At 33.1% G+C, this 17,668-nt stretch carries 16 protein-coding genes; 8 read left to right on the forward strand and 8 right to left on the reverse strand.

Annotated features, from left to right (window positions below; translation table 11 throughout):
• Positions 1-41: 41 nt before the first annotated feature.
• From IWX80_RS08010 to trmD, 3 genes are all read right to left on the reverse strand, one after another.
• The gene (locus IWX80_RS08010; RefSeq protein ID WP_196852981.1) at positions 42-2,264 is read right to left on the reverse strand and encodes an NADP-dependent isocitrate dehydrogenase; all 2,223 of its coding nucleotides are present in this window, start codon (positions 2,262-2,264) and stop codon (positions 42-44) included.
• 265 nt (positions 2,265-2,529) lie between these two features.
• The gene (gene rplS, locus IWX80_RS08015; protein ID WP_073354306.1) at positions 2,530-2,880 is read right to left on the reverse strand and encodes a 50S ribosomal protein L19; all 351 of its coding nucleotides are present in this window, start codon (positions 2,878-2,880) and stop codon (positions 2,530-2,532) included.
• 170 nt (positions 2,881-3,050) lie between these two features.
• Complete coding sequence (gene trmD, locus IWX80_RS08020; protein WP_091166587.1) at positions 3,051-3,728, reverse strand: tRNA (guanosine(37)-N1)-methyltransferase TrmD; 678 nt, start codon at positions 3,726-3,728, stop codon at positions 3,051-3,053.
• 403 nt (positions 3,729-4,131) lie between these two features.
• On the opposite strand from trmD, the gene IWX80_RS08025 reads away from it, so the two are divergent.
• From IWX80_RS08025 to IWX80_RS08045, 5 genes are all read left to right on the forward strand, one after another.
• On the forward strand, positions 4,132-5,070 hold the full coding sequence (locus IWX80_RS08025; protein WP_196852982.1) for a toll/interleukin-1 receptor domain-containing protein: 939 nt from the start codon (positions 4,132-4,134) through the stop codon (positions 5,068-5,070).
• Positions 5,071-5,254: 184 nt separating this feature from the next.
• Positions 5,255-5,926 (forward strand): hypothetical protein, encoded by a 672-nt coding sequence (locus tag IWX80_RS08030; protein ID WP_196852983.1) that lies wholly within the window; start codon positions 5,255-5,257, stop codon positions 5,924-5,926.
• 538 nt (positions 5,927-6,464) lie between these two features.
• Positions 6,465-8,093 carry a M48 family metalloprotease gene (locus IWX80_RS08035; RefSeq protein ID WP_334682307.1) on the forward strand — a complete coding sequence of 543 codons (1,629 nt, stop codon included), beginning with the start codon at positions 6,465-6,467 and terminating at the stop codon, positions 8,091-8,093.
• A 185-nt stretch (positions 8,094-8,278) separates the two neighbouring features.
• Complete coding sequence (locus IWX80_RS08040) at positions 8,279-8,557, forward strand: hypothetical protein (protein WP_196852985.1); 279 nt, start codon at positions 8,279-8,281, stop codon at positions 8,555-8,557.
• A 289-nt stretch (positions 8,558-8,846) separates the two neighbouring features.
• Positions 8,847-9,779, forward strand: a complete 933-nt coding sequence (locus IWX80_RS08045) for a peptidylprolyl isomerase (RefSeq protein WP_113667077.1) — start codon at positions 8,847-8,849, stop codon at positions 9,777-9,779.
• Between the two features lie 113 nt (positions 9,780-9,892).
• Here the strand turns inward: IWX80_RS08045 and IWX80_RS08050 are convergent, their stop codons facing one another.
• The gene (locus tag IWX80_RS08050) at positions 9,893-10,771 is read right to left on the reverse strand and encodes an alpha/beta fold hydrolase (RefSeq protein WP_334682294.1); all 879 of its coding nucleotides are present in this window, start codon (positions 10,769-10,771) and stop codon (positions 9,893-9,895) included.
• 145 nt (positions 10,772-10,916) lie between these two features.
• Between IWX80_RS08050 and IWX80_RS08055 the strand changes: the two genes are divergently transcribed.
• Entirely contained in the window at positions 10,917-11,255 is a 339-nt protein-coding gene (locus IWX80_RS08055) for a tRNA-binding protein (RefSeq protein ID WP_196852986.1), read from the forward strand.
• A 32-nt stretch (positions 11,256-11,287) separates the two neighbouring features.
• Here IWX80_RS08055 and IWX80_RS08060 read toward each other — a convergent pair whose 3' ends face one another.
• From IWX80_RS08060 to IWX80_RS08075, 4 genes are all read right to left on the reverse strand, one after another.
• A complete protein-coding gene (locus IWX80_RS08060; RefSeq protein WP_196852987.1) occupies positions 11,288-12,112 on the reverse strand; it encodes a sulfurtransferase in 825 nt (274 codons plus the stop codon).
• Positions 12,113-12,116: 4 nt separating this feature from the next.
• Entirely contained in the window at positions 12,117-12,941 is an 825-nt protein-coding gene (locus IWX80_RS08065) for an alpha/beta hydrolase (RefSeq protein WP_196852988.1), read from the reverse strand.
• 88 nt (positions 12,942-13,029) lie between these two features.
• Complete coding sequence (locus tag IWX80_RS08070; protein WP_099715976.1) at positions 13,030-13,410, reverse strand: PUR family DNA/RNA-binding protein; 381 nt, start codon at positions 13,408-13,410, stop codon at positions 13,030-13,032.
• A 71-nt stretch (positions 13,411-13,481) separates the two neighbouring features.
• Positions 13,482-15,242, reverse strand: a complete 1,761-nt coding sequence (locus IWX80_RS08075; RefSeq protein ID WP_196852989.1) for an ABC transporter ATP-binding protein — start codon at positions 15,240-15,242, stop codon at positions 13,482-13,484.
• 200 nt (positions 15,243-15,442) lie between these two features.
• On the opposite strand from IWX80_RS08075, the gene IWX80_RS08080 reads away from it, so the two are divergent.
• Both IWX80_RS08080 and nusB read left to right on the forward strand, forming a co-directional pair.
• Positions 15,443-16,549, forward strand: coding sequence for a Glu/Leu/Phe/Val family dehydrogenase (locus tag IWX80_RS08080; protein ID WP_196852990.1), 1,107 nt, complete (start codon positions 15,443-15,445; stop codon positions 16,547-16,549).
• Between the two features lie 185 nt (positions 16,550-16,734).
• Positions 16,735-17,646, forward strand: a complete 912-nt coding sequence (gene nusB, locus IWX80_RS08085; RefSeq protein WP_196853282.1) for a transcription antitermination factor NusB — start codon at positions 16,735-16,737, stop codon at positions 17,644-17,646.
• Positions 17,647-17,668 lie beyond the last annotated feature (22 nt).

Here is a 17,668-nt window from a genome sequence, read left to right on the forward strand (position 1 = left end):
AACCGTTTCGGGTTGTCTTTTAAATATAGTTAATAACTTGATTAAGCGATTTTTGCCAATATAGTATTGAAAGTTTCGCTTGGACGCATTGCTTTGCTTGTTGCTTCAGGATTTGGTTGGTAATGTCCACCAATGTCTTGAGGTTTTCCTTGAGCTGCAATTAATTCGGCGTTGATTTTTGCTTCGTTTGCTGCAAATTCTGCTGCAATAGGAGCAAAGATAGTTTTTAAAGCAGGCTCTTTATCTTGCGCTGCCAAAGCTTCTGCCCAATACATTGCTAAGTAAAAATGAGAACCTCGGTTGTCAATTCCTCCTAGTTTACGTGCTGGAGATTTATCAGTTGCTAAGAATTTTTCTGTTGCAACATCAAGAGTTTCCGCTAAAACAATTGCTTTAGAATTGTTTAAAGTTTGTCCTAAATGCTCCAATGAAGCACCTAAAGCCAAGAACTCACCAAGAGAATCCCAACGTAAATAACCTTCAGCCGTAAATTGCTCTACGTGTTTAGGAGCTGATCCACCTGCACCAGTTTCAAATAGACCACCGCCGTTCATTAATGGAACAATAGATAGCATTTTTGCTGATGTTCCCACTTCTAAAATTGGGAATAAGTCGGTTAAATAATCACGTAATACGTTTCCTGTTACAGAAATAGTGTCTAATCCTTTGATTATTCTTTCCAATGTGAAGTTTGTAGCTTCAATAGGATTCAATATTTGGATATCTAAACCGGTTGTATCGTGGTCTTTTAGGTATTTAGTAACTTTTTCAATAAGTTCTCTATCGTGTGCTCTATTATTATCCAACCAGAAAATAGCTGGAGTATTAGATAAACGTGCTCTGTTTACGGCTAATTTAACCCAGTCTTGAATCGGGGCATCTTTTGCCTGACACATTCTGAAAATATCTTTAGCTTCAACGGCTTGTTCCATTAAAACGTTTCCGTTTGTATCTACCACACGCACTACACCGTCAGCAGTTATTTGGAATGTTTTGTCATGTGAGCCGTATTCTTCTGCTTTTTGAGCCATCAAGCCTACATTAGGAACACTTCCCATTGTAGTTGGGTCAAAAGCACCATGTTTTTTACAAAAATCAATAGTTGCTGTATAAACACCTGCATAACATCTGTCCGGTATCATGGCTACAGTATCTTGCAGTTTACCTTCTTTATTGTACATCTGTCCTGAAGTACGAATCATAGCTGGCATAGAAGCATCTACAATCACATCCGAAGGGACATGAAGATTTGTAATTCCTTTTTCAGAATTTACCATTGCCAATGCTGGACCATTTTCAATTGCTTGGTTTAATGCCGCTTCTACTTCAGCTTGCATCGGATGTCCTGCGATTTTTGCATATACATCACCCAAACCATTTCTAGTATCAATGTTCAATTCATCAAATAAGGCAGCATATTTTTCGAAAACAGAGGCAAAATATACTTCTACAATTGCTCCAAAAATAATTGGATCTGAAACTTTCATCATTGTCGCTTTCAGGTGAACTGAAAGTAGTACGTTTAATTTTTTTGCTTCAGCAATTGTTTTGGCAACAAACGTTTTTAAGGCGTTTAAGTTCATTACTGAACTGTCAATTATTTCACCCACTTTTAGTGGAGTACTTGCTTTTAGAACGGTAGTTGAACCATCTTTAGCAACGAATTCGATTTTCACATCGGTAGCGTCAGCAACAGTAACTGATTTTTCACTTCCGTAAAAATCACCGCTTTCCATTGAAGCTACGTGTGTTTTTGAGTCAGCAGACCAAGCTCCCATAGAGTGTGGATTTGCTTTAGCGTAATTTTTTACTGCTTTTGGTGCTCTACGGTCAGAGTTACCTTCGCGTAAAACAGGATTCACTGCTGAACCTAATATTTTAGAGTATTTAGCTTTGATGGCTGTCTCTGCTTCGTTTTGCGGTTCTTCAGGGAAGTTTGGTAAATTATAGCCGTGAGATTGTAATTCAGCAATAGCAGATTTTAATTGAGGAACTGACGCCGATACATTTGGTAATTTTATGATATTAGCTTCTGGAGTAGTTGCTAATTGTCCAAGTTCTAATAAAGCATCTCCTGTTTTTTGATCTTCGGATAAGAACTCTGGGAAATTTGCTAAAATTCTTCCAGCTAATGAAATGTCTCTAGTTTCAATTTCAATGTCAGAAGTTGATGTAAATGCTTGTACAATAGGTAAAAATGAATACGTTGCCAATAAAGGCGCTTCATCAGTAAGTGTGTAAAAAATTTTTGATTTCTGTGTCATTTTTTTATTTTTATAATCGAATCACGTTAAATGTAGCTTATATAAGGTATTTCACTTAAAATAAGGCGGACAAATATATGAAAATCAGATGTAATAGAGGGTGAATTTTGCATAGAAAAACACGAATTTTAAGATTACTAACTTGTTATTCTTATATTGTTAGTTTTAAGGGTTCAATAATCCTAAATTAGGAATTTATAAGGAAAATAGTAAACAAAAAAAAGTCCCAACAGTGTTGGGACTTTTATAGTAAAGAGATATTTGACTATCTTCTTTTGTCTTTAATCTTAGCTTTTTTACCAGTAAGTTCTCTGAAGTAGAAAATTCTAGCTCTACGAACTGCACCTTTTTTGTTGATTTCAATTTTTTGCAAAGCTGGCAAGTTAACTGGGAAGATACGCTCTACTCCAATAGCACCTGACATTTTACGAATTGTGAAAGTTTCTGTATTAGCAGAACCTCTTCTTTGGATAACAACTCCTTTGAAAAACTGTGTTCTAGTTTTTTCACCCTCTCTAATTTCGTAGTAAACGGTGATAGTATCTCCAGCTGCAAAAACTGGGAATTCTTTTCTTGTTACGAATTCGTCTTGAACGAATTTCATTAAATCTGCCATGATATTTTTTAATTATGGGTTGCATTAAATCAACATTCACGGATCTCGCCAGAGGTTAAACTAATGTGTGCGCAAAAGTAAATAAAAAAGTTTAAAGTTTAAAGTTTTTCTTGTTTAAAGTTTAGAAGTTCTTGAATACCAACTTTAAACCTTTAACTTTAAACAAACTTTTAATCTTCAAGCAAATCCGGTCTTCTGTTCTTTGTGTGTTCGTAGGCCATATCCTCGCGCCATTTGTCAATTTTGGCAAAATTCCCGCTGGTCAAAACCTCCGGAACTTTCCATCCGTTGTAATCCGCAGGGCGAGTGTAAATAGGTCCCGACAATAATCCATCCTGAAAACTATCCGTCAATGCGGAGGTTTCATCACTCAAAACTCCCGGAATCAATCGGATTAATGCATCCGAAAGTACCAAAGCTCCTAATTCACCACCAGACAAAACATAATCACCAATAGAAATTTCCTTAGTAATAAAATGGTCGCGTACGCGCTGATCCACACCTTTATAATGTCCGCAAAGGATGATGATATTTTCGTACATCGACATCGTGTTCGCCATTTTCTGGTTCAGGGTTTCCCCATCCGGCGACATATAAATGATCTCATCGTAGGTTCTTTCACTTTTCAAATGCGTAATACAAGCATCAATCGGTTGCACCGTCATCACCATTCCGGCACCACCGCCATAAGGATAATCATCCACGCTTTTCTGTCTGTTGGTCGTATAATCCCGCAGATTATGAAAATGAACTTCCACCAATCCTTTGTCAATAGCACGTTTCATAATCGAAGCCTCAAACGGACTTCGCAATAATTCTGGGAGAACAGTAACAATATCAATGCGCATAATTTTTATTAAAAAGGTTCTAAGTCGCAAAGGTACAAAGATGCTGAGGTTTTCAAATAACCAAATACCTAATTCAACAATTAAACTTTTCTTTTGGAGCTATTTCCAGCTGTCCGCTGCAATCTTTTTATCCGCCGAAAAGGCGCATAAAAAGGATTTTCACTTCCATCTGGGCTAGCATTTTGTGGAATTAAGGAGGTTTGTAGAACTGAAGTAGTGCGAAAATGCATTCAAAAAAAAGAAATGCATCTTTATTTGTAAGAAAATTTTAATATATTTGAAAATGAATAAAGCGAAATAAACCTTCGCCTATCCACCAAAAATGAGGGGTATAAGCGCTACTTTGTAGCGCCTATATACTAGTTAGGAGTCATTTAACTGAAAATCAAGAACTAATAAAAATATGAAACCTTTAGAAAAAATAAAATTAGTTGATGATATTGGAAGAGAACTTCAATCGAAAATGACATTTTCAGAAATTGATTCTTATTTTCAATCTTATGGAATTCCAACTGACCATACTCCAAGTTTTCATAGTAAATATGTGTACGTTAAAGAAGTATTACCGCAAATTAATGACGAAATTATTATTGAAATTGCGAATGAATTAAATATTGAGCATAATTATCAAAGCAAACTCCCTGTATTCAAAGACAATTCAACAAGTTTTTGGAAAATTGGTCATTTTAAACTCTTCATTAGCCATCTTTCATCCTTCAAATATAAAGTCGGAATTTTAAAATCTGAACTTGAGAAATATGGAATTTCTGGATTTGTAGCTCACGAAGATATAGAACCAACAAAAGAATGGCAGGAAGAAATTGAAAAAGGTCTTTTTTCAATGGATGCATTATGTGCAATACTTATGCCTGGTTTTAAAGAAAGTAATTGGACTGACCAAGAAATTGGAATAGCCGTCGGAAGAGGAATCCTTGTTATTCCAATAAGAAAAGAATTGGACCCATATGGTTTTATTGGCAAATACCAAGGTTTTCAATCAGTGGGAAAAAAAATTCATGAAGTAGCAGAAGGTATCTTTGAAATTCTTATTAAAAACCCCAAAACCAGAAACAACTTAATTAATTGTTTGATTGATTTATTCTTATTGTCAAACGATGAAAAAGAATCTATTGAAAGAATAAAAGCAATAAAAAGAATAAACGATTTGCCAAATGACAAACTAAATCTTTTACACCAAAGAATAATAGATAATCGAAATTTGAAAAATCAAAAAATATTAAAGGAATTTAATGAACTTATGGCTAAATATAATTTTAGTCCCATAACTCTCAAAGATTTTGACAAAGTTTATGAAGAAGAAGTTGATGACTTACCATTCTAACAAATGAACGGTTCCTAACACACGCTACAACGGATTTGGGCAATTGGCTTAATAGAAAGTTGATTTTGTATTTGGAGAATTAGGCGAATACTCCAAAGTTTATTGAATTTTAATCTGCTACAGCGCCTATTAGCAAGACGTTAGTAAATATTGCCCCAGAACAGAAAACAAAAGAAATAAAAAAATGAAAAAATTATCATTACTTATTGGAATTGGAATAACATTAATTTTAACATCTTGCGTAACAAATAAATATATTAGCAAAAATGTAAATGCAACTGAAATTACTGAAATTAAATATTTTGCTCCATTCTCTTATGTAAGTTTAATTGAAAAAGGAAATAAAAGTGTTTTAAATGATTCTTTATCTTCTATTTCAAAAGTGCTTTTAGATTCAGTTATTAGAAATAATAACGATTTTAAAATTGAAAAAATAATTGACGTGAATGGATTGAAAAACAACATAAAAGTTAATAACGAATTAAGTTTTTTAATTCAAACTGTAATGAATACTAAAAAATTGGAAGGAGTGAAATTGACACCGACAATTGATTCAATAATGAAAGCTAACAAACAACGTTTTGCTATGGCTTCAGTTACAACAGGATTTGGCAGAAAGAAAGGCAATTATGGAAACCAAGTTGCTAAAGGAATTGGAGTTGGCATTTTAACACTTGGAATGTATGCACCTGTACCAATTAAATCAAGTTTTTCGCTGTTTACAATTATTTTAGATTCTGAACGAAATGAAGTTGTTTATTATTGTAGAACATTGCCAATTGAAAAATCACCAACAGATTTTAAAGCAGTTGAAAAGCAATATCGAACTTTATATCAAGGATATATGTATGAATAAAGCAACAATCTACCAACCGCAGTTTGGCAATATGGCGGGTTTAGGCAATTAGCTTTCCCTAAGTTTCGAGTGAAAAATTTGGTTTTGTGCTATATTTAAATAAAAAAACAATAAAAAATAAAAAATGAATATTGAAGTTTCAAATAATTTTAAAAGAATGACAACAAAAGCAATTATTTCAATTGCTTTATTTTTGATAGTTTATATCTTTCTTTTGTTTTTGGCAATAGCTCTAACCATATTAAGCGTAATAGGCGGATTTTATATTATTGTAGCAAAACCAATGATAATTACCATTGGAATAGGTGTTGGTTTAGCAAGTTTAGGTTTTTTTATCCTTGCTTTTCTATTCAAGTTTCTTTTCAAAAAACACAAAATTGATAGAGTTCATCTAACCGAAATAACTGAAGAATCAGAACCTAAATTATTCAAATTTATTAATGATATCGTTGAAGAGGTAGAGACCGATTTTCCCAAAAAGATATATTTATCGACTGAAGTAAATGCTAGCGTTTTTTATGATTCAAGTTTTTGGAGTATGTTTTTTCCGATTAAGAAAAATTTACAAATAGGTTTAGGTCTTGTAAACTCGATTACTGAACAAGAATTCAAAGCAATAATGGCGCATGAATTTGGACATTTCTCACAAAAAAGTATGAAAGTAGGCAGCTACGTATATAATGTAAATCAGGTAATTTTTAACATGCTTTATGATAATGAGTCATTCGATAAAATGATTCAAAAATGGGCAAATATAAGTGGATATTTTTCTATTTTCGTGATTATTGCTGTAAAAATCATCATGGGAATTCAGTGGGTTTTAAAAAAAATGTATGATTTTATTAATATTAATTATTTAGCACTTTCCAGAGAAATGGAGTTTCATGCAGATGAAGTTGCCGCAAATGTTGCTGGTTTCGTCCCACTGAAAGAATCATTGTTAAGAATGGATCTTGCGGATCATTCCTATAATTCAGTGATTAATTTTTATGAAAATAAATTATCAGAAAACTTAAAAAGTGAAAACATTTATAAAGAACAAAATTTTGTGTTGAACTTCTTAGCACAAGAGAGTGAATTGTCATTTAAAAATGATTTGCCTATTGTATCACCATTAGATTTAAATAAATTTAATAAATCAAAACTTATTATAAAAGATCAATGGGCTTCTCATCCCAGTATCGCAGAAAGAATTTCAAATCTTGAAAGGATAAATATTGTAAAAGAAAATTCAAATGAAAAATCTGCAAATTCATTATTTATTAGAATAGAAGAACTACAAGAAAACTTGACAAAAAAAATGTTTTCATTCGTAGAAAATTCAGATAAATTATCAATTATGAAAATTGAAGATTTTAAAACTGAGTTTAATAATACTTATGAAAAAAATACTTTTAATAAAGTTTACAATGGCTATTATGACAATAAAAATCCAAATTATTTTGATTTAAATGATTTTGTAAAATTAAGCCCAAATCAGAATGTAGAAATGTTTTTCAACAAGGAAAAAATTGATATGATTTATGATTTTATTGCACTTGAAAATGATAAGAATACCTTGTTAAATATAGAAAATAAAGTTTTTTCTTTAAAGACATTCGATTATGATGGTCAGAAATTTAAAGCAAAAGATACTATTTCATTACTTCCAAAAATTGAAAAAGAAAAGGAAATTTTAAATATAGAAATATCCAAAAATGACATAGAAATTTATTCCTTTTTTTATGAGTTAGCAAAAACAAAAGGAATAGAAAGTGAACTGAAATCAAAATATGATGCATTTTTCAAAAATGATAAGGAACATACACTAAGAATGGAACTATATTTCAATTTGCTAAATGCAACAGAATTTTTTAGTAATGTCACACCGTTTGAGCAAATAAAATCCAATTTAAATAGTCTAGAAGGATGGGAGATGGAACTAAAAAAAGAAATAACAATTATTCTAGAAAATCAACTTTACAAATCAGAACTAACAGAATCAATAAAAGAAAATTTTGAAAATTACCTAAAAGAAAATTGGGTGTATTTTGCAAACAATCAATACATTGATAATGAGTTACAAATCCTTTTTAAATCCATTAATGATTACGGCTATTTAATTTCGAGAGGATATTTTTTAATTAAAAAAGATTTATTAAATTTTCAATCAGAACTTTTATATTAATAAAAAAATCGCATAATATTGGGTTTACATTCTCGAAAAGCAGATAATTTTCAAACCGCTTAACATCTCGACTTTAGTTTTTGTTATTTGATTTGTATTAAAAAAAAATCTCAAATACGGAATTTTTAGAGAAGTTTGTGAGATTTTAGACAAACTGATTTTAATAGTAACTTTAAAAAAATCCAATGGGAAAGTTAATCCTTTTTTTAAAATGGTGTAATTATTTTTCATTATTTCTGGGAGTATTTTCTTTTATATACTTTGTAGTTATTAATCCAATTAGTTTTGGCACCTTATTACCAGCTTATGCCATCATATTTTCTTTCTGCGATTTATTTGTTTTAAGTTTTGTTAATAAAGCTGCTGGAAATACTACTTTTAATATATTCAAAGATTGGATGTTATTCTTTGGTAGTATCGGGATATACATTTTTATAACACTTATAATTGCTATGACTAAATAAAAGATAAATGCTAACATTGGATAATAGCTATTTACTTATCTGTTAAGAAGGAAACTATAACTTTCATAATTTCGTTTTGTAGTGATAGAGGCTAACCATACCAAAAGTAGCTGTAGTTTGTTACCGGCAGAACACCAGACTGTCTTATAAACTCTTCACCTTACAGCAAATCTATTTACACCAAAAATCTATTTCTGAACAATTCGCAAATTCCCAAATCAAAGAATCCCCAAATTCCCTTTTTAAAATTAATTTCGTAAATTTGCCTTTCAATAAAAATTAAACAAAAATGGAAAACGGAATATATGCTAAATTCAACACCACAAAAGGTGCTATTTTAGTAAAACTAACACACGATTTGACTCCAGGAACAGTTGGGAACTTCGTAGGATTGGCTGAAGGAAACTTAGAAAATAAAGTAAAACCACAAGGGGTTAAATTTTATGACGGATTAAAATTCCACAGAGTAATTCCTAACTTCATGATTCAAGGTGGTTGTCCACAAGGAACAGGAACTGGAGATCCAGGATATAAATTTGATGATGAATTTCACCCAAGTTTGAAACACAATCGTCCGGGAGTTTTAGCAATGGCTAACTCAGGACCTGGAACAAACGGTTCTCAGTTCTACATTACGCACATTCCAACGGATTGGTTGGATAACAAACATACTGTTTTTGGTCATGTTGTAGAAGGTCAGGATGTGGTAGATGCGGTAGAGCAAGGAGATGTTTTAGAATCTTTGGAAATTATCAGAGAAGGAGAAGAAGCTAAAAACTGGAATGCAATTGAGGCTTTCATTACTTTCAAAGGATCTCGTAACAAACGTGATGCAGCTCTAAAAGCGGAAGTGGAAGCAGCTATGGAAAAATTAGCAGCTGGTTTTGAAAAAACAGAAAGTGGTTTGCGTTACCAATTTATCCAAAGAGGTGAAGGTAAAAAAGCAGAAAGCGGAAAAACAGTGTCTGTTCATTATGAAGGTTCATTAGAGAACGGAAAAGTTTTTGATTCATCGTATCCAAGAAAAAAACCAATCGAATTCAGATTGGGTCAAGGTCAGGTTATCGAAGGTTGGGATGAAGGAATTGCGTTGTTGCGCGTAGGCGACAAAGCACGTTTTGTGATTCCATCGGATTTAGGATATGGATCTCGTGGTGCTGGAGGAGCAATTCCACCTAACGCTACTTTAATTTTTGATGTAGAATTAATGGAAGTAAAATAGTTTAAACTATTCATCGTTACTATAAATTCAAAAAACCCAAAACGTAAGTTTTGGGTTTTTTTATACCTTACATTAAATTCATCAGTAATTGTAAATACAATTGACTGTTTGTTTTATGAGTTTAAAAATGCTACTAAATCTTCATTTAATTTGTCTTTTTCGGTATAAAATAATCCGTGTGGCGCTCCTTGATAAACGATAAATTTATTGTTGGGAATTAATTTCGCCGCTACTTCAGACGTGATTTCAATAGGAACAGTTTTGTCCTCATCCCCATGAATAATCAAGGTAGCAACATTCACGGATGCCATTTCTGAGCGAAAATCAGTTGTTGAAAATGATACGGCACATTCCAAAGTTGCACGAGGTGAAGCAAAAGAGCACAGCATTCTGTAATAATCCAATAAAGCAGAACTGATTGGCTTACTGATGAAATTCACTCCGAAAAATGTTTTCCCAAAATTATCGAGGAAATCAATTCGGTCGGCTTTAATTAGTTCCGCCATTCCATCATATTTCTCTTGTGGAACTCCGTTTGGATTTGAATCTGTCTGTAATTGAAAAGGGGTTACTGATGCAATAAGAACCGCTTTTGAAATTCCTTTTCCACCATGACGACTGAAATAACGAACCACTTCTCCGCCACCCATCGAAAATCCAACTAGCGTTGCATCATTTAAATCTAAATGTTCAATAATGGCTTTTAAATCGTCAGCCAAAGTATCGTAATCATATCCATCCCAAGGTTGCGATGATTTCCCAAAACCGCGACGATCATAAGTAATAACTCTGCAGTTATTCTGTATTAAAGCATCAATTTGGTATTCCCACATTTCATTCGATAATGGCCAACCATGAATAAGAATTACAGGTTTTCCTTGACCATAATCTTTCACGTATAATTTTACATTTGGCGCTGTCTCAATGTACAAGTCTATACCAGAATTACTTTCTTTGCGCATTTCGCTGTCATTCATTTGACTCATTTCCATAATATTTACTATTTAAAAGATGAATTTAGTATTCGCTTTTTGTAAAATTATAACTATTTTGCAAAAAAAGTTTTACAGAATTAGTTTAAATAGTTGCAAAATTTATAGGTTTGTTATTCAGTGCTTTAATAGAAAAATATATAATATGGAAAACCTTAGCTGGACTGAATTTGAAAGAGTAGAAATGTGTGTTGGAACCATTTTAGAAATAAATGATTTTCCCGAAGCCAGAAGACCGGCGTATCAATTAACAATAGATTTTGGTTCCACAATCGGAATCCGAAAAACATCGGCGCAAATAACCAAACGATATCAAAAAGAAGATTTGCTCAACCGCCAAATTGTAGCGGTAATCAATTTTCCTAAAAAACAAATTGGGAAATTCATGAGCGAGTGCTTGGTTTTGGGCGCGGTAGGGGAAGAAGGTGATGTGATTTTACTGGCTCCAGATTTTAAAATTGAAAATGGATTGCGAATTGGGTAAACAATTGGTATTCTATATTTTTTTAATACATTCTAAATTTCGATTGGAAGATTTTCCAGTTGTCCCCATTCTGTCCAAGAACCATCATACACTGATTTGGGATTTTTACAAATCAATTCATACGCAATTAAATCAATGCACGCAGTTACTCCGGAACCACAAGTAAATATTTGAGGTCTGCTGTCGGTTTTCAAAATTTTGATTAATTCTTCTTTTGGTAAAAATTTGCCGTTTCGTAAAACTTGTGTGTACGGCATATTTATTGAGCCGGGAATATGGCCACTTCGTAATCCAGCTCTGGGTTCACTGCCAATTCCTTTAAATCGGTTTTCCGCGCGAGCGTCAATTAGAAACGCATCTTTAGTTTGTATGTTTTCTAAAATTTGTTCTTTGCTTTTGACCAATTCCAGGTTAAATTTGGCTTCAAAATTCCCAATAGTATAGTTTGGAATTTCCGGTATTGCTTCAACGGGATACTTTTGACTAATCCATTCCGGTAAACCTCCATCCAGCACAGCAACATTTTGATGTCCCATTACTTTAAATAACCACCATGCTCTTGGACTGGAATAAATGCCCAGATTGTCATAAATTACAACTATACTGTTCTTGTTAATTCCTAGTTTTCTGGCTTCAGCTTGAAACTGTTCAGGATTCGGAATCGTGTTGGGTAAAGGATTATTGGTATCGCTAAACGTGTTTTTTATGTCAAAAAAACGAGCGCCTTTAATTTGGATATTTTCAAGATCAGTTTTGATATTGGATTGATTTTCTTTGAAACTGGCATTGAGAATTATTAAGTTTGGATCTTTTAGATTTGCTTGAAGCCATGCTATATTTACGATTGGTTCTGTCATTAGTTTAGTGTTTCTTATCCTTAGTAATTCTGTGAACTTCGTTAAGTAATAAAGGGAAAGCAGGTGCTGTCATGTTATGACCAAATCCGTCTAATTCATATAGTTTTGTGTTTTGGTGTCCGGCAATTTTCATCATCCTCATTAAATAGGCATTTTCTTCATAACGCCCTAACATTTCTAATTCACGGTCTCCGGTTATTAGTAATAATGGCGGAGCATCTGCGCGAACGTGATAAAGTGGTGCTAGTTCATCTATTACGGGTTGCGTATCTGCGATACCACGTTCTTTTCGAACTAAAAAATGGGTAATCGCCTGTCCGCTAAAAGGAATAAGACCAGCTATTTTATTGGCATCTATTCCTTGAGTGTTCAGCCATTTCTTGTCTAAACCCACCATACTTGCCAGGTATCCGCCTGCGGAATGTCCGGATAGAAAAATCAAAGATTCATCACCACCAAATGCAGGGATATTTTTAAAAACCCAAGCTACAGCGGCTGCCGCATCCTCAATATATTTTGGAGAAACAACTTTTGGACCCAAACGGTAATTGACTGAAATAACTGCAATTCCTTGGTTTTTTAGGTCTTCAGGAAGTTCTTTGTTTCCGCCGGTTAATCCACCGCCGTGAAACCAAATTACGGTTGCAAATCCGGGGCTGTTTTTAGGATAATATACGTCAAGAACGCATCGTTCTTTTATATAGTCATCTGATTTGCTAATAGCATCGGAGTAATAGGGAAGATTGGTTTGTGTTGCATATTCTATTTTTTGAGCTGAAATTGTAGCGCCAAAAAAGAATAGCAATACGAGAAGGAAAATGTTTTTCATTTGGCAATAATTTATTTTAAATGTACAAAAAAAGTCCAAAAATCAAATGACTTTTGGACTTTTTCATTGGTAAGTAAGTAACTAAAAATTAAATATCATCAAATTCTATATCTGTAAAAGTTGATGTTTGCGGTATAATTTCATCATCTGATTTTTCAGATGCATATTCTTTTTTGAAATCTTTTTGGTGTCTTTCTGAGATTACTTCTTCGCCTTTGTGGTTCAAAACGTAAGAGGTCATTTCTCCTAAAATTTCTGCGAAAGCAGCGAAATCTTCTTTGTATAAATAAATTTTATGCTTTTTGAAATGGAATGATCCATCTTCTTCAGTAAATTTCTTGCTTTCGGTAATGGTAATGTAGTAATCGTCTGCTTTGGTTGCTCGCACATCAAAGAAATAGGTTCTTCTTCCAGCCCTTAAAACTTTAGAAAATATCTCTTCTTTTTCTAACATGTCATGTTCTCTCATAATCCTTTCTGTCAATTTATGGTTGTTAACTAGTATCCAAAAATCTATAAAAAATATGTATTATACAACAATTATAGCATTTCTTTTTCTGAAAGTTGTTTCAAATACAAAGCCGCATAATAGCCTTCTTGATTTATCAATTGATTATGAGAACCTTGTTGAATGATTTGTCCTTTTTCGATAATAATAATTCTATCAGCATTTTTAGCTGACGATACACGGTGACTTACAATTATGGTTGTTTTGTCTTTGCAAATTTCGTGTAGGTTATTCAATATTGCTTCCTCCGTTTCGGTATCTACTGCCGATAAGCAATCGTCAAAAAGCAAAATAGGAGGATTCTTAATAATGGCTCTGGCAATAGAAACTCTTTGTTTTTGACCGCCGGAAAGCGTTATTCCTCTTTCGCCCAGAACCGTTTCGTATTGTTTATTAAAGCCCATAATATTATCATGCACCACAGCACTTTTGGCAGCAGATTTTACTTCTTCATCAGTTGCATTTTCCTTACCGAACATAATATTGTTTTTGATACTATCTGAAAACAAAAAGGCATCCTGTGGAACAATCCCAATACTGTTGCGCAAATCGAATAGATTGACGTTACTTATTTCGCTTCCGTCAATGGTTATTTTCCCTTCCGTAACATCATACATACGAGAAATTAAAGATAAAATGGTAGATTTTCCAGAGCCTGTTTTTCCTAGAATAGCTAAGGTTTCTCCTTTTTTTACGGTGAAAGAAATGTTTTGTAATGCTTGGATATTGGTATCTTCGTAAGTATAGCTTACATTATCGAAAGAGATGGAACCTTCGATTATTGATTTATTTTCGTTTTTATTTTTTATCTCCGGTTCAATTTTAAGGAATTCATTTAACCTTTTTTGAGACGCTTCTGCTTCTTGAACCATTGAAGAAACCCAGCCAAGTGAAGCCACAGGCCAAGTCAGCATGTTGACATATAAAATAAATTCAGCAATTGTTCCAATGCTTTTGATGGTTCCATCGATGTACATTAAACCTCCAAAATAAATTACTACCAAGTTACTGATACCGATAAGCGCTAACATTAAAGGACCAAATAAGGATTGTACTTTGGCTAAATTTAAGCTTTTGCTTTTGCTTTCATTGGCTAAATTCACCATGTTGTTTTGATGCTGGCCTTCCAGAGAATACGCTTTTATCACACGGATTCCCGAAAATATTTCTTGCGAAAAACTGGAAACTTTAGATAAATATTGTTGGAAAATCGTGCTTCTAACATTGATTTCGGAACTTAACTTGAAAATTGCGTACGACAAAATCGGTAAAGGAAGCAATGTGTATAAAGTTAATATTGGTGATACATTATACATATACACAATTACGATTGCAAAACGAATAACTGTATTTATGGTGTACATAACTGCCGGCCCTACATACATTCTTACTTTTGAAACGTCTTCACTGATACGGTTCATTAAATCTCCAGTACGATTTTGCTTGTAGAAGTTTTGCGAAAGATTCTCATATTGACGGAAAACTTCGTTTTTTAAATCAAATTCAATGTGTCGAGACATGACAATTAAGGTTTGTCTCATCAAAAAAGTAAGAAAACCAGCAATGATTGTGGTGGCGATAATCAGTAGAATATTCGAAATTAATTCTTCATGAATGACTGATTTAGCTACGGTTTTATCTTTGGCGAAAGCCTCAATTACTTTGAAAGATTTGCTGATCAGTTTGGGAGTGAAAAGCATAAATATCTGTGCAATAATGGTAAAAATAATTCCCAGTAAGAAACTGTATTTGTATTTGACGAAGTATTTATTTAAATAACGTAATTCTTTCATTTTTTATGATATTCTGTGTTGAAATGATTTTATTTCTAAGTTAAAAATTTGTTTTTACTATTTTTACCGATAAATTTTCGATTACTTTAATTGATGAATTAACAAATTTTAGACAAAACGTTGATACATATTTATATTTTATGTAAATTTGAAATGTCTTTTTGACGAATTCGTAATTTATCACTATAAAAACTTACACTATGAATGCAGCTTTCACAACTGGAAAGGAACTTCAAAAAATGGATCCCGTTTTTGGTCAATTATCATTTGATGATCACGAACAAATTGTATTTTGCAACGACAAAGATACAGGTTTAAAAGCAATTATTGGTATTCATAATTCGGTTATGGGACCTGCTTTGGGTGGTACACGAATGTATAATTATGCCAATGAATGGGAAGCATTAAACGATGTATTGCGTCTTTCTCGCGGTATGACTTATAAAGCAGCTATTACAGGATTGAATATTGGTGGAGGTAAAGCAGTGATCATTGGCGATGCCAAAACGCAAAAATCGCCTGAGTTGATGCGCAAGTTTGGTGAATTTGTACACGGTTTAAGCGGAAGATATATTACTGCCGAAGATGTAGGAATGGAAACCGCAGATATGGATATCGTAAGAGATGTGACCCCTTATGTTACCGGAATTTCTGAATCAAGAGGTGGTTCTGGAAATCCATCACCAGTTACGGCTTACGGAGTATATTTAGGAATGAAAGCGGCTGCAAAACAACAATTTGGTTCTGATGTTTTGAGTGGGAAGAAAGTATTGGTTCAAGGTATTGGTCACGTTGGTGAAACTTTAGTTGATTATTTGACCAAAGAAGGAGCAATCGTTACTATTGCTGATATCAATGAAGAAAAATTAACTGAAGTAGGAGCGAAGTACCATGCAGAAATTTTCAGAGGAGACGATTTGTACAGCGCCGATGTTGATATCTACGCGCCTTGCGCCATGGGAGCAACTTTAAATGACAATACAGTTTATAAAATTAAAGCAAAAGTAATCGCCGGAGCTGCCAATAATCAATTAGCTGATGAGAATGTTCACGGCGCAATTTTACAGGAAAGAGGGATTTTATATGCTCCGGATTTCTTGATTAATGCAGGTGGGATCATCAATGTTTACGCTGAATTAGCGCATTATGACAAAGCAGAAATCATGCGTAAAACAGAAAATATTTATAACACAACATTAGAGATTTTTGATTTTGCTATTGCAAACAACATGACAACACATCACGCTGCTTTGACTATTGCCCAAAATAGAATCAATCAAAGAAAAATAGAGAACAGTAAAAAGTAGTTTTCAGTGCTCAATCATCAGTATTCAGTGGATGTTTTAGTAGCATTCACTGAGTACTGTTGATTGATTACAATAAAATAAGCGATTATATATTTTATTTTAAAAAATGAAATACTTATTTTTGCACCCTAATTAATAAAAGTTCTTACAAGGTGGTAAATAGAAGACACATTCGCGTTAAAGTCATGCAGTCCATTTATGCGATGCATCAAAGCGGTTCAGATAATTTGGAAAAAGAAGAAAAATTCCTTTTTTACAGTATCGACAATATTCAAGATTTATACCTTATAATGCTTTCTTCGCTGATTGAAATTTGCAAAACAGAAACTATCTTTTTGCATAAATCAAGTTTGAAACATCTTGCCACTCCTGAGGAACGCAAGCCCAACGAAAAATTCATCAAAAACAGGATTTTTCAAATTCTTTCCGAAAATAATTCATTAAGTATTGCTCTGGAAAACCGTAAAATCAATAATTGGACTTTAAACGACGATTATATTTTATTGCTTTTGAATGATATCAAGGCGAGTCCCTTGTATGCGCAATACATGAGTAATGCTGTGAACACGTTTGAGGAAGACCGACAGTTTATTGTTGATTTATTCATGGAAGTTATTGTTCCAAACGAGAAATTGTATGATTATCTGGAAGATGATAAATTGACTTGGGTTGATGACATTCCTTTAGTGAATACGCATATTATCAAGCAATTGAAAGCAATTAAGAATGGTGAAGATGATAATTTCCGAGTTCCAAAGTTGTATAAGGACAATGAAGACAAAGATTTTGTGAAAGATTTGTTTAGAAAAACAGTGCTTAACGAATCAGAATTAGCAAAAGAATATGTAGATAAAACGCCTAACTGGGACAGTGAGAGGATTGCCGAGATTGACACTATTATCCTGAAAATGGCAATTTGTGAATTCTTGAAATTCCCTTCTATTCCTGTAAAAGTTACGCTTAACGAATATTTAGAGGTTGCCAAAGAATATTCTACACCAAAAAGTAGTATTTTTATCAACGGAATTTTAGACAATTTAGTAAAAGAACTACAAGCCAGCAAAAGAATTATAAAAGCCGGTCGTGGTCTAATGTAATAATTAACAAATAAAAAGAGAA

Origin of the sequence: Flavobacterium sp. CAN_S2, from assembly GCF_015752255.1 — a bacterium.
Lineage (GTDB): Bacteria > Bacteroidota > Bacteroidia > Flavobacteriales > Flavobacteriaceae > Flavobacterium.

Excerpts from the sequence above, each read along its gene's own strand:
- trmD (WP_091166587.1), bottom strand. The coding sequence starts at position 3,728 with ATGCGCATTGATATTGTTACTGTTCTCCCAGAATTATTGCGAAGTCCG.
- nusB (WP_196853282.1), top strand. The coding sequence starts at position 16,735 with ATGCAGTCCATTTATGCGATGCATCAAAGCGGTTCAGATAATTTGGAA.
- IWX80_RS08045 (WP_113667077.1), top strand. The coding sequence starts at position 8,847 with ATGGAAAACGGAATATATGCTAAATTCAACACCACAAAAGGTGCTATT.
- IWX80_RS08030 (WP_196852983.1), top strand. The coding sequence starts at position 5,255 with ATGAAAAAATTATCATTACTTATTGGAATTGGAATAACATTAATTTTA.
- IWX80_RS08075 (WP_196852989.1), bottom strand. The coding sequence starts at position 15,242 with ATGAAAGAATTACGTTATTTAAATAAATACTTCGTCAAATACAAATAC.
- IWX80_RS08040 (WP_196852985.1), top strand. The coding sequence starts at position 8,279 with ATGGGAAAGTTAATCCTTTTTTTAAAATGGTGTAATTATTTTTCATTA.
- IWX80_RS08010 (WP_196852981.1), bottom strand. The coding sequence starts at position 2,264 with ATGACACAGAAATCAAAAATTTTTTACACACTTACTGATGAAGCGCCT.
- IWX80_RS08065 (WP_196852988.1), bottom strand. The coding sequence starts at position 12,941 with ATGAAAAACATTTTCCTTCTCGTATTGCTATTCTTTTTTGGCGCTACA.
- IWX80_RS08060 (WP_196852987.1), bottom strand. The coding sequence starts at position 12,112 with ATGACAGAACCAATCGTAAATATAGCATGGCTTCAAGCAAATCTAAAA.
- IWX80_RS08055 (WP_196852986.1), top strand. The coding sequence starts at position 10,917 with ATGGAAAACCTTAGCTGGACTGAATTTGAAAGAGTAGAAATGTGTGTT.
- IWX80_RS08035 (WP_334682307.1), top strand. The coding sequence starts at position 6,465 with ATGTTTTTTCCGATTAAGAAAAATTTACAAATAGGTTTAGGTCTTGTA.
- IWX80_RS08050 (WP_334682294.1), bottom strand. The coding sequence starts at position 10,771 with ATGGAAATGAGTCAAATGAATGACAGCGAAATGCGCAAAGAAAGTAAT.
- IWX80_RS08025 (WP_196852982.1), top strand. The coding sequence starts at position 4,132 with ATGAAACCTTTAGAAAAAATAAAATTAGTTGATGATATTGGAAGAGAA.
- IWX80_RS08080 (WP_196852990.1), top strand. The coding sequence starts at position 15,443 with ATGAATGCAGCTTTCACAACTGGAAAGGAACTTCAAAAAATGGATCCC.
- IWX80_RS08070 (WP_099715976.1), bottom strand. The coding sequence starts at position 13,410 with ATGAGAGAACATGACATGTTAGAAAAAGAAGAGATATTTTCTAAAGTT.
- rplS (WP_073354306.1), bottom strand. The coding sequence starts at position 2,880 with ATGGCAGATTTAATGAAATTCGTTCAAGACGAATTCGTAACAAGAAAA.